This is a genomic window from Leisingera caerulea DSM 24564, from assembly GCF_000473325.1.
GTDB classification, from domain to species: domain Bacteria; phylum Pseudomonadota; class Alphaproteobacteria; order Rhodobacterales; family Rhodobacteraceae; genus Leisingera; species Leisingera caerulea.
Genome location: NZ_AXBI01000020.1, coordinates 85,364 through 98,086, shown reverse-complemented (window position 1 = coordinate 98,086; position 12,723 = coordinate 85,364). Strand labels below are relative to the sequence as shown.

The 12,723-nt window shown below is 61.3% G+C and carries 17 protein-coding genes; 7 read left to right on the top strand and 10 right to left on the bottom strand.

The genetic code is table 11. The annotated features are described in order from the left end of the window. Positions 1 to 9 precede the first annotated feature (9 nt). From CAER_RS27400 to CAER_RS0103835, 3 genes are read right to left on the bottom strand one after another with little or no spacing between them, the layout of a single operon-like run. Positions 10 to 1,149, bottom strand: coding sequence for a hypothetical protein (locus CAER_RS27400; protein ID WP_051357679.1), 1,140 nt, complete (start codon positions 1,147 to 1,149; stop codon positions 10 to 12). 14 nt (positions 1,150 to 1,163) lie between these two features. Continuing rightward, positions 1,164 to 1,862: an SDR family NAD(P)-dependent oxidoreductase gene (locus CAER_RS29130; RefSeq protein WP_245597326.1), complete on the bottom strand. Its 699-nt coding sequence runs from the start codon at positions 1,860 to 1,862 to the stop codon at positions 1,164 to 1,166. Between the two features lie 10 nt (positions 1,863 to 1,872). Next, positions 1,873 to 2,553 carry an IspD/TarI family cytidylyltransferase gene (locus CAER_RS0103835; protein WP_084299389.1) on the bottom strand — a complete coding sequence of 227 codons (681 nt, stop codon included), beginning with the start codon at positions 2,551 to 2,553 and terminating at the stop codon, positions 1,873 to 1,875. Between the two features lie 231 nt (positions 2,554 to 2,784). On the opposite strand from CAER_RS0103835, the gene CAER_RS0103830 reads away from it, so the two are divergent. Continuing rightward, complete coding sequence (locus CAER_RS0103830; protein WP_027234161.1) at positions 2,785 to 3,426, top strand: hypothetical protein; 642 nt, start codon at positions 2,785 to 2,787, stop codon at positions 3,424 to 3,426. Between the two features lie 105 nt (positions 3,427 to 3,531). After that, a complete protein-coding gene (locus CAER_RS0103825) occupies positions 3,532 to 4,653 on the top strand; it encodes a trypsin-like peptidase domain-containing protein (protein ID WP_027234160.1) in 1,122 nt (373 codons plus the stop codon). Here the strand turns inward: CAER_RS0103825 and CAER_RS29535 are convergent. The 3 genes from CAER_RS29535 to CAER_RS0103815 all read right to left on the bottom strand — a co-directional run bounded on the left by CAER_RS29535 (position 4,610) and on the right by CAER_RS0103815 (position 5,913). Next, positions 4,610 to 4,963 (bottom strand): hypothetical protein, encoded by a 354-nt coding sequence (locus CAER_RS29535; protein WP_154667645.1) that lies wholly within the window; start codon positions 4,961 to 4,963, stop codon positions 4,610 to 4,612. The two genes, CAER_RS0103825 and CAER_RS29535, sit on opposite strands and share 44 nt — an antisense overlap. 34 nt (positions 4,964 to 4,997) lie before the next feature. Further along, positions 4,998 to 5,516: an ATP-binding protein gene (locus CAER_RS0103820; RefSeq protein ID WP_027234159.1), complete on the bottom strand. Its 519-nt coding sequence runs from the start codon at positions 5,514 to 5,516 to the stop codon at positions 4,998 to 5,000. An 85-nt stretch (positions 5,517 to 5,601) separates the two neighbouring features. Continuing rightward, the gene (locus CAER_RS0103815; RefSeq protein ID WP_027234158.1) at positions 5,602 to 5,913 is read right to left on the bottom strand and encodes a hypothetical protein; all 312 of its coding nucleotides are present in this window, start codon (positions 5,911 to 5,913) and stop codon (positions 5,602 to 5,604) included. Positions 5,914 to 6,017: 104 nt separating this feature from the next. Here CAER_RS0103815 and CAER_RS27390 point away from each other — a divergent pair, with 104 nt between their 5' ends. From CAER_RS27390 to CAER_RS0103800, 3 genes are all read left to right on the top strand, one after another. Beyond that, positions 6,018 to 7,190 (top strand): DNA polymerase Y family protein, encoded by a 1,173-nt coding sequence (locus CAER_RS27390; protein ID WP_051357678.1) that lies wholly within the window; start codon positions 6,018 to 6,020, stop codon positions 7,188 to 7,190. After that, the gene (locus CAER_RS0103805) at positions 7,147 to 8,763 is read left to right on the top strand and encodes a hypothetical protein (RefSeq protein WP_154667644.1); all 1,617 of its coding nucleotides are present in this window, start codon (positions 7,147 to 7,149) and stop codon (positions 8,761 to 8,763) included. The genes CAER_RS27390 and CAER_RS0103805 overlap by 44 nt, the downstream gene beginning before the upstream one ends. Before the next feature lie 66 nt (positions 8,764 to 8,829). Continuing rightward, entirely contained in the window at positions 8,830 to 9,234 is a 405-nt protein-coding gene (locus CAER_RS0103800; RefSeq protein WP_027234155.1) for a hypothetical protein, read from the top strand. Between the two features lie 28 nt (positions 9,235 to 9,262). On the opposite strand, the gene CAER_RS0103795 is transcribed toward CAER_RS0103800, so the two are convergent. Beyond that, the gene (locus tag CAER_RS0103795) at positions 9,263 to 9,715 is read right to left on the bottom strand and encodes a hypothetical protein (protein ID WP_027234154.1); all 453 of its coding nucleotides are present in this window, start codon (positions 9,713 to 9,715) and stop codon (positions 9,263 to 9,265) included. Positions 9,716 to 9,865: 150 nt separating this feature from the next. Between CAER_RS0103795 and CAER_RS0103790 the strand changes: the two genes are divergently transcribed. Continuing rightward, the gene (locus tag CAER_RS0103790; RefSeq protein ID WP_027234153.1) at positions 9,866 to 10,366 is read left to right on the top strand and encodes a hypothetical protein; all 501 of its coding nucleotides are present in this window, start codon (positions 9,866 to 9,868) and stop codon (positions 10,364 to 10,366) included. Here the strand turns inward: CAER_RS0103790 and CAER_RS0103785 are convergent. Next, the gene (locus tag CAER_RS0103785) at positions 10,350 to 10,634 is read right to left on the bottom strand and encodes an integration host factor subunit beta (RefSeq protein WP_027234152.1); all 285 of its coding nucleotides are present in this window, start codon (positions 10,632 to 10,634) and stop codon (positions 10,350 to 10,352) included. The two genes, CAER_RS0103790 and CAER_RS0103785, sit on opposite strands and share 17 nt — an antisense overlap. A 270-nt stretch (positions 10,635 to 10,904) precedes the next feature. On the opposite strand from CAER_RS0103785, the gene CAER_RS0103780 reads away from it, so the two are divergent. Then, positions 10,905 to 11,231 (top strand): hypothetical protein, encoded by a 327-nt coding sequence (locus tag CAER_RS0103780; protein WP_154667643.1) that lies wholly within the window; start codon positions 10,905 to 10,907, stop codon positions 11,229 to 11,231. Between the two features lie 55 nt (positions 11,232 to 11,286). Here the strand turns inward: CAER_RS0103780 and CAER_RS0103775 are convergent, their stop codons facing one another. Together CAER_RS0103775 and CAER_RS0103770 are read right to left on the bottom strand one after the other, a co-directional pair. Further along, positions 11,287 to 11,826, bottom strand: a complete 540-nt coding sequence (locus tag CAER_RS0103775) for a hypothetical protein (protein WP_154667642.1) — start codon at positions 11,824 to 11,826, stop codon at positions 11,287 to 11,289. Next, positions 11,823 to 12,686: a cobaltochelatase CobT-related protein gene (locus tag CAER_RS0103770; protein WP_027234149.1), complete on the bottom strand. Its 864-nt coding sequence runs from the start codon at positions 12,684 to 12,686 to the stop codon at positions 11,823 to 11,825. Before CAER_RS0103770 ends, CAER_RS0103775 begins: the two co-directional genes overlap by 4 nt. Between the last annotated feature and the right edge of the window lie 37 nt (positions 12,687 to 12,723).

Below are 12,723 nucleotides of genomic sequence, written 5' to 3'. Positions count from 1 at the left end.
TTGACGTCCTCAAACCAGCGGGGCAACAATGCTCATCAGGCGCTTGAAACGTGTCGCGCCATCGGGAGACCGGAAGTCGGGGTGGGAGACCGAAAAACTTGCCTCCCGGTGCGCAGCGTCGACGGCCTCAGGATCACTGAGGTAGGCGGGCAGTTTCTCGTCCAGCTCCCCCATGCAGCCTGCAGACTTCCGGTCGTAGAAGGGCTTGACCGCGGAAGTGACGTTGAAATTCCGCAGAAGCGTGAAGTTCGGGAGCCGCTCCTTCAGGCAAATTGCTTCGATCGCGGAAATATCACTGACGCACAGGGCAATACGCGCGCTGTCTTGCGCGTAGACGCCGATCCGGGGATTTACGAGCGCCAGAGCCTGCACGGCCGCCCGCACCGCAGCATTGGCATCCCGCAGGTCGACGCTGACCGGCCATTTCAGGGACACGGTCCGCAGACCTTCGATGAACTGGCAGATCAGGCGCGGATTGAGCAGGCCGAGATAGGGGTGCGGGCGAACGACGATATGCTCACAACCGCGAAGCCAAGCGGCGCGCCGGGCCAGCTCAAGGCCACCGATGCCGATGGAGCAATAGTTGTTGATCTCGCCGCCATAACCCTCCCAGGTCGGCGCATAGAGGAGCGTGTCCCCATGTTCCGGGTCCACCCGGTAGCCGTCCAGCGATTGCACGAAGGTATCTCCAACGCGGATCAGCCGGTCGGTGTCCGCGTCGCTCTCCCGGAAAATGCCAGCCCGCAAATAGCGGTCCAGAGCCAGGCCGCCTGCCAGGCAGACATGGTCGTAGAGACGCGCCGCCGGCCGGGCGGAGGCGCGCTTGTTGGATTCACCGTGAAGGACGAGGACATGACGATAGCTGCGGTTCGCAACCGTGTGCAGGTTTCCCTGGCTGTTGAAGCCGTAGAAGACCGCGCCACCCTTTTTGACAGGAAGCTTTTTCGCAGTTTGGCCGTCAACCATCCGGATGTCCACGCCTGCGAACCGCTTGGCCTGAGCGAAGCCGAAACCGTTGCCAATGCGCTTGCGCATGAGCATCGGGGTGCGGACAGAATGGAAGACCCCCTGATGATAGAAGGGCACCATCTGCTTTGCAGCCGCGCGGATCGGGCTGTCGATATAAACAGCCGCAGAAACCTGTGTCATGTCCTCAATCCAGCTTAGCGGAAGACCACGTTCTGATGGCGCACGATCTTGCCCTGTGCGGACAGCATGTAGCGCAGGCCATGCGCAACCTCTTCCGGCTGCATGATGGTCGACGGATCTTCATCCGGCGCCAGGGTCTTGCGCAGATCGGTTGCACAGCGGCCGGGCGAAATGCGCAGGACTTCAGTGCCGTCCTTGCGGAATTCTTCCCCCATGGATTCCGATGCGGCCAGGATGGCAGCCTTGGAGGCGGAATAGGCGGCCCATTCCGGACGCCCGTTCAGGCCGGCGGTCGAGGCGATGTTCACGATGAAGTCCAGCTTATGGCCGCGGCGGCGCGCCTCGCGCACGATCAGGATCGGCGCCTTGACGTTGATCTGCATTGTCAGGTCGAGATCTTCATCGGTGATCTCGTTGAACGGGCAGGGCGCGGTATAACCGGCGTTGTTCACGATCGTGGTGACGGTCAGGCCCTCGGCCTCGATGCGGTCGAACAGTTCCTTCTGGAAACCGGGAACGCCCAGGTCCGCTTCAATCAGAATGACGGCCTTGTTGCCGGCGATGCGGGAAACTTCTTCCCCGGCGCAATGCAGGCGGTCCGCGTCGCGCGCGACCAGGATGATGTTGTCAAAATCCGCATCCATTTCAGCGAAGGCTTTTGCGGTTGCAAAGCCGATGCCGCGAGATGCGCCGGTGATCATGATGGTTTTCATTGGGGTTCCCTTAGTTCTGAAGAAGCTTTTCAACGAGGCCAAAGTCTTCCGGAGAGGTGACTTTGATATTCTGTCCGTGCCCGGCAATCGCGCGCACGTTCGCACCGGTCATTTCCTTGACGAGGATGGCGTCTTCGGTGAATTCCCGGCCAGCATCAGCCGCGGCCTGATGGGCCGACAGCAGCGTGGAACGGTCAAATTTCTGCGGCAGCTGGATGTTGAAGACGTCCTTGCGCGGCACATCCCTTGCAACCATGCCAGTGTCCAGATCGACCGAGCACATCGAAAACGGAACCGCGGAGAACAGGCCCGCATTCGGCTCGTTGGAGGCCAGAAGCTCGTCGATCATGGCCCTGCTGATCATCGGCCGGGCCGCTTCATGCAGGATTACCGCATCCCCTTGCGCCGCCGATGCCAGGATCCGGACGCTTTCCTGCCGGGTGTCGCCGCACTGTAGGATTTTCGCAGATTTTGCCGGGGCGTACTTCTCACAAAGGACGCGTGTCCTCTCCTCGAAGCCAGCTGGCGCGTTGGTGATGATCTCAGTGATGCGCTCATGGGCATTGGCCAGCATGAGCGAATAGCACAGCATTTCCAGGCCGTTGATCTTGTAAAACTGTTTGGGCTCGTAGTGCCGCGAGCGGGAGCCTATCCCGCCCGAGAGCAGGAGAAACGAGACTTGCTTTTGCATCAATCGATAGTCCGAGGGATTTGAGTTTTTCGCATACTAGCTGTGCGTCACAAATCTGTCACCATGTGAATCGTAATTTTTTTCGCATATCCACATTTTTCTGTCCGGCCGCTGCCCCGGCTTCGCATCCGGTCAATTGACCTGCGGCGCGGGCCGTCTCATTGGCGTTTCCGGTTTTCCTTTAGCTTGGATAGGATTGCGAAAACAGAACAGTGAAGTCAGGACAAACACATGATCACCGAACGCACGAACCCGCGCATGACCCAGGCAATCTGGCTTGGCCAGATCTGGCGCGGCGCCATCGCGGAGAAGGCACATTTCACGGCAGATCAGATCATCGATCTCTCCCAGGCGCAGATCACGATGACCGCTGACTGCGATGAGGCGGATCCCGTGAAGATGCGCAAGCTCACCAAGGCGGCCACGTATCCGCAGCGCGCGCGGCGGTATCTGGAACGCAACTGGGTATTGAACACCGGCCTGTCCCGCGATCGCGACCAGGTCAGCATTGCGCTCGCCGGCAAGCGCACTGAAAAGGCAATCGACCAGGCGCTCGAAGGCCTGAGGCTTTCCGCCACGAACCTGTCTGAGGCTTCCGGCCCGGAGTTCGTCAGGATCACGGATCGCGTTGCGGTGGCATTGTCAGGGGAAACGAATACGCTGCGTGATCTTCATGGCGAGGGAACGGGCGTCCTGCTGCGGGAGATCCTCGGTCTGCCGGGTGATGCGGCGCATTGCGAAAAACTGACAAACCCGGAGGTCCTGGAATGCGCGCTCCTGGCTCTGGAGCGTTTTGGCGTGACGGTGGCGCCGGAGCTGTACGAGAGCCTGCAGACAAACCTGAAAGAAGAGAGTCTCCCCGAGCCGGCATGAGACGTCAACCGGGCCCGCCAGCGCGGCCCGTCTATTGGGTAAATGGGTAGCTGTTTTCGCATATTTCACCGCAGCTGACCGCATCACTGAAAGAAGGGTAAAGCCTTGCCAGTAAAACTGCACGCACGCTCCATCGATGCCGGCCGCATGGCGCTGCTCGGCCTCGCGATTTCCACATCGGTTGCGCAGGCCGACCCTTTTGAGGCGGCTGTGCCCGTGCTGACGGATGCGGCCAGGGCGGCCCTGAGCGGCGAGATCGCACAGACAATCCAGGATGCGGTTGTTGCAACCCATAAGGCCATGCCGGCGGGGGAAGACCGGGCCGCGGACGGGCATGCTGCGGATCCCGCAAGCGTCTTCCTGATGGCCTGGTATGACAATGGCACTGTCCGGTCCGGGACAGGAACCATCATCAGCCACCAGGATGGGGATGCGAAGGTTCTCACGGCGGGCCATGTCACGCGGATCTGGGATCCGTCAGGCGGAGAGCTGGTGGAGATTCTGGCCTATTCCCACAGCGGCCAGGCTCTTGCGGTCCTGCAGCCCGAACTCATCGGGCATGAAGGGATTGATGGCAGCAGCATGACCGTGGAATCTCTTGCCATGGATGTGGCGGTCCTGACACCGGTGCATTATGCGACGCCGGAGGTCAAAGCCAGCTGGAACAGCTGGGGGCGCGAGATTGCCCCAGTGCAGCCCGGAGAGCTGATGATGGTGACGGCCGGGCATGCTACGCAATTGCTGAACCAGGGCGCGTCCGGCTCAGCGATCCTTGATGGCGAGGGCCGGGTGGTGGGCGTGTTGAATGCAGCCTACCATCTCAGCGATGCTGAGATCGGTCCGGGGGGTTCGGAATTCCTGGAACGGGCCGCCGCGCGAACCGATGCGGATGGAGACCCCTTCGATGTGGGCACATCTTTCGAGGATGCGAAAACCATTGTGTCTGAAGAAAATCGCGCTGCGCGGATGAAGGGCGGGCTCGGGATCGCAACCCCAATCGTGCAAACGGATCTGCTGCAGGCGCTGGGTGCGGGCGATGTGTCGATCCGGGAGCAGGACCACGCCTTCTACGGGGCGGTCTCGGGTTATCCCGACAGCGAGTTGCGCTCTGAGACCGTGACAGTGACATCGCTGCCGAACTATCCGGTTTCGGCCAGCTTCGATCCGCAGGTCGTTCAGATGTTCAGCTACGATGCCGCGGCCGACCCGGCAGGTCCTGCGACCTGAGACCTGGCGGCCATGCGATAGAGATGTTCTGAAGAAGCATGCTGAGGCCTGACGTCGATGCATGCGCCAGACTGAGAGCGGCAGCTGTTCTGAGATCCAGCTCCGCTTCCGGATCGATCCTGAGGCGCCACTGACCGCCTTGCGCAGGCTGCAGGAAGATCGCATCCCGGCCGCGCCCGGCAACGAGGCGCAATACCCCCGTGGCGGGGAGGCCAGCGCCGAGCAGGCGCTTATCCTTTCCGAAAATGACCAGAACGGCCTGCTCGCCATCCCGGATCACCGCTGTCGGGATGGGCTTCAAATCACGCATGGTTGCCGAGATGGACTGCGCACGCCGCAGCGGGTCATGCGACCGCACAGGACAACTCCGCAGCAGGCTCCGGCATCGTCACTTCTTGGGCCATGATGCGATCAAAGCCTTCATCGAAGTCGGGCATTTCCATATCCGAAATCTGCCTTTTGGACACCTCGCGCGGGATGTCCCGGCCGCCAGCTGACGCGCGGGCCAGGATCCGTGATCGATGCGCAGCCAGCCCGCCATGAAGGCAGACCGCGATCTTGGTGTATCCGTCCGGCACCATGGCCAAACGCTTCTCCCGGACCGACCGCTGGAGGTTGGTTTGATCCCAGATCACATCCAGGCCGCGTTCAAACGCGCGCACCGCGGTTTGCTCGCAGATATCCCGGGCATTGTCAGCCTGCGCAGGGTAGGCCTCCTGGTAACTGATCCCCTCCGCCTGAGCGAAGTCCTCAATGATCTGGTCGGATGAAATGATCACCGCGCTGGGGTTCCTGGCGCGGATGTCCTCGGCGATGGTGGATTTTCCGCTGCCGGAGCAGCCAATCAGCATGATGAAATGCATCTCGGTTTTCCCATTCGGTATTCCCGTTCAGGATAATCCGAGTATGCGAAAAAGAGAAGGCGAGGCGCCCGGGCCGGTGCTGGGGTCACTTTTCCGGGGAGAGCCAGGCGGAAAAAGCCGCGGCCAGCCGCGTCAGCTCACGCTGCCGTATTGCGGGCTCCGGATGTGCCAGGGCCCGCGCCCAAGAGGCGCCAAGCTGTGCCCCTTTCGGGTGGAGCGCACATAGATCCTGAAGCGCTGCCTCCAAGCCCGGGTCGAGGCGCAGATCTTCTTCGACGGTGCGCTGTGCTGCCTCCTGCACCAGGGAGATGGAGTGTGCCATGCGCTCCCGCCGCGGGATGGCCTCCGACCAGGCGCCGCCGAAGGCGACATTGGAAAGCTGCCGGTTTCTGTCCATGGATTTCCCTCCTTGAATTGGGGAGAACAGATGTAGAACAAGTGAGATCCGGCTAGCAATGATTCTTCGGGGGCCTTGTGACCTTCAGAACTCTGTACATCGATATGAACTCGTTCTTCGCGAGCGTTGAGCAGCAGCTTGACCCGGCGCTGCGCGGGCGGCCGGTTGCCATAACCGCGATGGAAAATGAGAAGGGCTCCTGTGTTGCCGCGTCGTATGAAGCCAAGGCCTTCGGCGTCAAGACAGGCACGCGGGTGGCCGAGGCGCGCCAGCTCTGCCCTGACATTCAGTTCCGCCCGAGCCGTCATCGCCTTTATGTGCGCTATAACCTTGCCGTGGCCGAGGTTCTGGACCGGTTCGCAGAGCTGGAGCGCATCCGGTCCGTTGATGAGTTTCAGCTGATCCTGTCCGGTCCGGCCACGGAACTGGAGGGCGCGCGCGATCTGGTCATGCGCATGAAGCGGGCGGTTGCCGGGGAGGTCGGGGAGTGCCTGCGTTTCAGCGCGGGCATCGGCCCCAATCACCTGCTGGCCAAGATCGCTGGCAAGCTGGAAAAGCCGGACGGCTTCCGCTGGCTATCCCAGGAAAACATGCCGCAAGCCCTTGCGCACCTGTCCCTGGATGATCTCCCTGGGATTTCCAGGGGGATGGGCGCACGGCTTGAAAAGGCTGGCGTGCGCAGCATTCCGGATCTCGTCGCGCTGGACCCCCGGCATGCCCGGCGGATCTGGAATTCAGTCGAGGGCGAGCGGTTCGTCCGGATGCTTCAAGGCATGGATATTCCGCTCCAGCCCTCAAGCCGCGGCGGCTTTGGGAACTCCAAGGTGCTGGCGCCGGAATTCCGCGCGCCCGAGGAGGCATATCTCGTTTCGAGATGGCTGATCGAGAAGGCGGCGGCACGGCTGCGCGAAGAGGGCAGGGTCGCCGGACGGTTTGCCCTGCAGATTTCGATCGCCGACCGGTCCGGCTGGTCGCGGTCGGTCAAATGCGCGCCCGCACAGGATACGCTGGGCTTCCTGCGGATCAACCGAACGCTCTGGCGCTCCGCCTGGCCCGCGATCCGCGGGCAGACGCTGTTGTCCATCGGCGTGCAGCTGAGCGATGTGCAGCTGCTCTGCGATCGCAGCGGGGACCTGCTCAGCGGCGTCCAGGCCGCAGAACGCAGCCCGCAGGAAAAAGCCGCTGTCGCGGCCGACAGCATCAACCGCCGGTTTGGCGCCGGGACGATCCGCTATGGCGATAATCAGCCGCATCCGGGGTTCTTCGAACGCGGTTGAAACGGCCCCTGCAGGTTGGTCTTTTCGGCAGGTATGCCTAAGGTTTGCGAAAATAGAACTGGAGGCTGACGTGCGCGCCAAGGACATTGCCAATCATCAGGTCTTGATTTGGGCTGCCAGGAATATCGGCGTCAAACGGCGCGACATCCAAATGCGCCTGAACCGGATTGATACCCTTCTGAGCGGCAGTCTCAATGAAACGAGCAAGCCCGGCAAAGCGGTGCTTGATCGGCTGGTCGCGGCCGGGGCGTTGGTGATTGGATCCGAGGGCCTTCAGAAAGGGCCCGGATATGATGCGGCTATGGCCGGATGCGCACCTGAGCGCGGGCTGATCTCGGCCGCAGACCTGACCCCCTGCGTCGGGAAGTTCGGCGTCCGTGTGCCTCGGCGCGAGATGCTCGGCCAGTCCCCTTGGATGCGCGCTGCGCTGGGTGAACTGCTTTGCCGCCAGGCAGAGGGGCGGCTGGAACAGATCGGGATCGAACCCGGCAGGGTGCGTTTTGCGGACAGCTGGAACCGCTTTGTAGAGACGGGGGAGTTGCCCGCTGAGATCCCGTGGATCCTGCGTGAACATATTGAGGCCGAGATGCAATCAGCAGCGGCCGGAAGGCTCCAGAACGATGAACTGGAAATCCTGGCAGAGCATCTGAATGCGGAAATTGCCAAGGGGTTCTCGGAGCAGACCAGCCCCGGCGCCGGCGCCATGGCGCGGGCACTCGACCATTCGACAGGTGAGGAGCTTACGCCCTGCCTGATCGGCTGGAGAATGGTTCTGCATACGGCGCGCGCAGAGGATGACTACGATCTAAAGCCGCTTGATCTGAGTGTCCGCCCGCCGGATGTCGTCCACATGGAGATTTCGACCGGCGGAGACCTCTGCATTGTCTCATCCCGTGATTTGAGGGAGCCATTGGCTCAGGCGATCAATGCTGCTCACATCGACAGCATGAACCTCCCTGATAACTTCAACGCAGACGCTGGCGCCTTGGAGTTTGCCAGACAGACTCAGGCACAGACCGGGGTCATGGCCATTCATCAAGGTGGCTTCTTCCCCTTGCCGATCCGGGAGCGCAAATCTGATCGGATTATCTTGGCCAACTACGGCAATACGATCAGCCCGGAGGATGCACGGGAATTGGAAGAGGAGGGGGACGCGGATTACCTGTCCGGCTATTTCACCATCGAGGACCCGAGCCTGGAATTCCTCGAAGGCTCCGGGATCGACGATATGATAATTGCGCCGCGGGACGCGCTCAAACGGCTCTTTCTCGAACACTCCGACCTCGATGAGAGCGGGGTGGAGGCAGCGCTCAGCAGGGAGGAGGAGGGCGATTTCCGGCATGTTTTCCGCTTCGCGGAGGTGCCGGAAACGCTCCATCTCTACATCCCGCACGGCCGGGCCATCGAACGGTTTGCGAAGGCTTTCGACGATTCCGGCCTTCGTGGAGCGCTCCGCGGCGGTCACCCCGGCTTGCTTCTCTCACCTGATCCGGTTTGCTTTAACCCGGAGTACCTGGTCGAGACCGTTGCGCTGGAGGTTCCAGATCACGACCCGGATATTCTGGAACCTTAAGGAAGGCTCGGCACTCCGGAAAACCAGCTTGAACATTCCCGCTTAGCACAGCAATATCTGCGTCCGATGACACAGAATTCGCAAAACGCATCTTTTCAGGTCCCCCTGCTGCCGCATGACAAGCCCGGCGGCCGGCCTGAGCGCAGGTTCAGCTCTGAGGAGCTTGCGCATCCGCTTCTGCCCCAGCTGCAGGACGGTGACATGCTGATCCGCATGGAGGAGGATGCAACCGGGCTGTTCCGGGAAGATGATCTCCTTCTGGTCCGCCACGCACCCCAGGTAAAGCCGGAGACCGGCATGATCCTGGTCACGCTCTATGACGATCAATTCTGGCCCGAAAAGGTCGTGGCCGAGGGGCCGGAGGGGCCGCTGCTTGAAACACCGCCGGAGGCGGGCGCGCCGGGCAGCCATTACCGGGTCGAGCGTATCGGCTATGTGCTCTGGTCGGGCAGGGAGTGGCCCGCGCCGTGACTGCGCAGGCCCAAAACGCTGGTGGCGCCTAGAGCTTGGCGGCCCAGGCCCAGCATGCCTCACGATGCTTTTGCGCCGCTGCGGCCGGGTCTTCTGTCGAGGAGGCCAGCTCCAGTTTCAGAAGTTCCTTGAAGAACCCCTCGCCGCATTGGCCGGACTGCGCATTTACGACCAGCGAAGAGAGTATCGGCAAGCCATGCTCGTTGCAATGGACCGTGAGCCTGCCCAGGAACTGCGACACCTGGGACATCTTGGTGTGATCCCATTGGACATCTCCGCCCACGCAGTCTTCAAAGAACGGCTTGTAGTTGATGGTCTCTCCGGACTTGGCGACGCCGGTCAGCAATTCGAGCGCACGTGAAACGTGAAGGTGGCCTTCCCGCGCCCCCAAGATCTCGTCAATTTCGGCGTGATACTCGGTGTAGCGCTGATCGGCGAGGATGCGCTCCAGACTTTCGGTTTTGTATGTGTTGAAGTCCATTTGGGAACCCGGAATTGAGAATGGTCGGTGCCGCATGCGGCGGCATGAAATCAGCTTGCATGATCGGTATCGCGTTGCAACTCTGGCGATTGCGATTGCACGTCGCAGGGGGCGGTGCTAGATTTGCGAAAAATCATATTCGGTATCAAAATGGCCTGCGAAAACACTTTCAAGGAATGGGCGTCGCTTGCGCCTTGGGGTCTCTACGGGTCCGACATCGTCTTGCGTGTCGATCATGTGCTGACCGAGCCGGTTTGTCCGACCGCAGTGATTTCGTTCGAACTGCCGGAGCGCGCGGGCATCGAACGTATCGCATCCGCAATTGGCGACACTGTGGACGAAGCGATCGCAAAGGCAGTCGAGGCGGCCAGGACGCGGCTGGCCGGGCTGCCCTTTGAGATGGCTCATTTCATGCGCGGGGTGGAACCTGTCGGTGACTTGCCCTTCATCGCCTTGCGGCCGTGGCGGCATCACGCGTCAGAAGAGAACTTTCCGCCCGGTGACCTTGATCCGGAGCAGATTGTCGAGGTCTGCCGCCGCGGACCGGATGCCGTCGAATGGCTGGTGGCTGAAGCTCATCAGCTCGATTGGGCGCATACAGGGGGCAAGGAAGATATTGTGCGGTACCGGCCCGTCATGCGTCGCCGTTAAGGCGCTTGTGCAGCTGCTTCCCGACCTTGAAGAAGGGGGCGTGCTTGCGCTCCACATCGACCGGTTCTCCGGTGCGCGGATTGCGCCCCTCCCTTGCTTCCCGTTCACGGACACTGAAGATGCCGAACCCTCGAAGCTCCACGCGTCCGCCGGCCTCCATCGCCGCGGTGATCTCGGTGAAGACGGCGACCACGGCGCGCTCCGCTTCCTGAAGGGTTAAATGAGGGTTTTCAGCGGCAATGATGTCGATCAGGTCCGAGCGAACCATTCGCAGTCTCCTTCAGTTGGAATCCTGGAAGCCTATGATATCGGCGCGCGGTGTATTCAATAAAAAATCCGTGCAGTTCTGGCTGAAATTATTTCAAACTGGGCCCGCTGGATACCCGGCAGCGATTTTCGCCCATCCCGTGTAGGCTTCCTCCAGCGTTCCACATAATGGAGAGACGGGATGAAACAACCGGGAGACGCCGCCTTGAACAGCCTAGATGATCAGAGGCGCAAGAATCTGGAAGTAAGGGTTCTGGCAAAGCTCAGGACCGTGAGCGCGCACTTCCTGTCCAAGGCCCTGCCTGAAAATTTCACCGCGGTCGACATGGGCTTCATGGCGGATGAGGACAAAATCGAGGCGAAGATCTCTGTCGGTCGGGAACAGGTCGTCACGCTGGAAATCAATCATGAAGCCGCCACCCAGAAGGTCCGGTTCGAGCTTGGCTTTGAGAGCCGGGCGGAGAAAATTCTCCAGATTGTCGACGCCGCAATGGACCGCGCAGTGAAACTGGCGGATGAGGCCGCGCTGCAAAAGCGGATGGAGAAGCTGAAGCCCATTTTTGATGAGATCGACCAGGCCGCGGGAATGGAACTCTGAGCACAAGGGCGCTCAGGGGCGCAGATGGGTTCCGGATTGTTGCAAGTCGCGATGGTCAGAATTCCAAAGCGGCTTCACCGCCGGCCGGAAGTGCATTCCGCTCCGCCATTGCGGCCTGCTGTTCCTTTCGTGCCTGGCGGAAGTTGCGCGCCAGGCGGGCATCCGCCCGCGGGATGGCGGCGGGATCATCAGGCCAGCCCTGTGCTTCCATGAGATCAAGCGCATGAGCGATCGCATCCCAGGGCCCGGTCTGCGGGGTTAAGCCGGGCGTTTTGGCCAAGATTTCGTGCCGGTATCCCTTTGGGACGCCGAAGCTCCGCATCATCTCCAAGACCGGCCGGCGGCCTTCGCCGTCGATGACCCACCCCTCCGCATCCATACAGAAGACATGAGCCGGGATGCGGGAATCCGCAGGGTAGTCCAGCTTTTTCGCATACCTCGCATCCGAAACTACCAGCTCGCACGCTGTCAGCTTTCCCGGATAACGCTGCAGGAGCGCTGCGGCAAAAGCATCGCAATAGCCATCGGTGTAGACCAGCTGCTCATGGAGCGGCAAATGCGCGCCCGTGGCGGCAGCCGCCCGAATGCCCTTCACGGGCATAGGGCCTGACTGCTCTCGGCATCCGGCGACTGCTTCTCATGCAGTTCAGCCTGAGCGCCGTCAACTGCGGTGGTCAACGCATCAAAAATAGCTTGGCCGTTCCACCCCTCCTGGAGGTCGACAAACACATCCCTGCCAGCTGGGCCACGCAGGTGCTCCCTGCCCGGCGCGCCATCAAGGCATACCCGGCGGAATGCAACCCCGTCATCTTGGAGACCTTGCATCGTGGCAGCCATATGGTCCGCCAGGATACCCGAGGGGTTGAAGCCCAAGGTGGCATTGCACCACGGAACGCCATCGGAAATCATCACAAGCACGGCCTCATCCGGATCGGATTGGGCGCGCGACATGGCCCACTCCACCGCTTCGCCGTCGATGTTCTCTTTCAGAAGCTTCGCGTTCATGGCGATAGCGATACTGTCGCGGCAGTCTCCCCAGTCATCCTCCATGGTCTTGAAGATCACATGGAGAAGGTCGCTAAGGCGTCCCGGATTTTTCGGCCGTCCATCATTGAGCCAGTCCTTCCGGGATTGGCCGCCCTTCCAGCCCAAGGTCGTGAAGCCGAGGACCTCAAAGGGCACGCCAGAAGCCTGAAGACGGTCTCCCAGCCCCTGCAGGGCCTGGCATGTCGAACGGATGAGCTCCCCGCGCATGGAGCCGGAGAGATCCAGCAAAATCCGGGCCGGATGCGCATGCTTGGATGCATGGTGTGTCTGGGTCAGCGGCTTCCTGTTTCGCAAGAACTCCGCCGCGGCGTCCGCTTCTGCTGGGTCTGAAGCCAGGTCGGTTGCCCGGACAACCCGGTCGTGCGCCTTTGTGTAAACGCGGTACTGCTCAGCTGGGGCCTCGGTCATGGGGGACTACTCCGATCTGTTTCCCCTCATTGTAGAG

Excerpts from the sequence above, each read along its gene's own strand:
- CAER_RS27400 (WP_051357679.1), bottom strand. The coding sequence starts at position 1,149 with ATGACACAGGTTTCTGCGGCTGTTTATATCGACAGCCCGATCCGCGCG.
- CAER_RS29130 (WP_245597326.1), bottom strand. The coding sequence starts at position 1,862 with ATGAAAACCATCATGATCACCGGCGCATCTCGCGGCATCGGCTTTGCA.
- CAER_RS0103835 (WP_084299389.1), bottom strand. The coding sequence starts at position 2,553 with ATGCAAAAGCAAGTCTCGTTTCTCCTGCTCTCGGGCGGGATAGGCTCC.
- CAER_RS0103830 (WP_027234161.1), top strand. The coding sequence starts at position 2,785 with ATGATCACCGAACGCACGAACCCGCGCATGACCCAGGCAATCTGGCTT.
- CAER_RS29535 (WP_154667645.1), bottom strand. The coding sequence starts at position 4,963 with ATGCGTGATTTGAAGCCCATCCCGACAGCGGTGATCCGGGATGGCGAG.
- CAER_RS0103820 (WP_027234159.1), bottom strand. The coding sequence starts at position 5,516 with ATGCATTTCATCATGCTGATTGGCTGCTCCGGCAGCGGAAAATCCACC.
- CAER_RS0103815 (WP_027234158.1), bottom strand. The coding sequence starts at position 5,913 with ATGGACAGAAACCGGCAGCTTTCCAATGTCGCCTTCGGCGGCGCCTGG.
- CAER_RS27390 (WP_051357678.1), top strand. The coding sequence starts at position 6,018 with ATGAACTCGTTCTTCGCGAGCGTTGAGCAGCAGCTTGACCCGGCGCTG.
- CAER_RS0103805 (WP_154667644.1), top strand. The coding sequence starts at position 7,147 with ATGGCGATAATCAGCCGCATCCGGGGTTCTTCGAACGCGGTTGAAACG.
- CAER_RS0103800 (WP_027234155.1), top strand. The coding sequence starts at position 8,830 with ATGACACAGAATTCGCAAAACGCATCTTTTCAGGTCCCCCTGCTGCCG.
- CAER_RS0103795 (WP_027234154.1), bottom strand. The coding sequence starts at position 9,715 with ATGGACTTCAACACATACAAAACCGAAAGTCTGGAGCGCATCCTCGCC.
- CAER_RS0103790 (WP_027234153.1), top strand. The coding sequence starts at position 9,866 with ATGGCCTGCGAAAACACTTTCAAGGAATGGGCGTCGCTTGCGCCTTGG.
- CAER_RS0103785 (WP_027234152.1), bottom strand. The coding sequence starts at position 10,634 with ATGGTTCGCTCGGACCTGATCGACATCATTGCCGCTGAAAACCCTCAT.
- CAER_RS0103770 (WP_027234149.1), bottom strand. The coding sequence starts at position 12,686 with ATGACCGAGGCCCCAGCTGAGCAGTACCGCGTTTACACAAAGGCGCAC.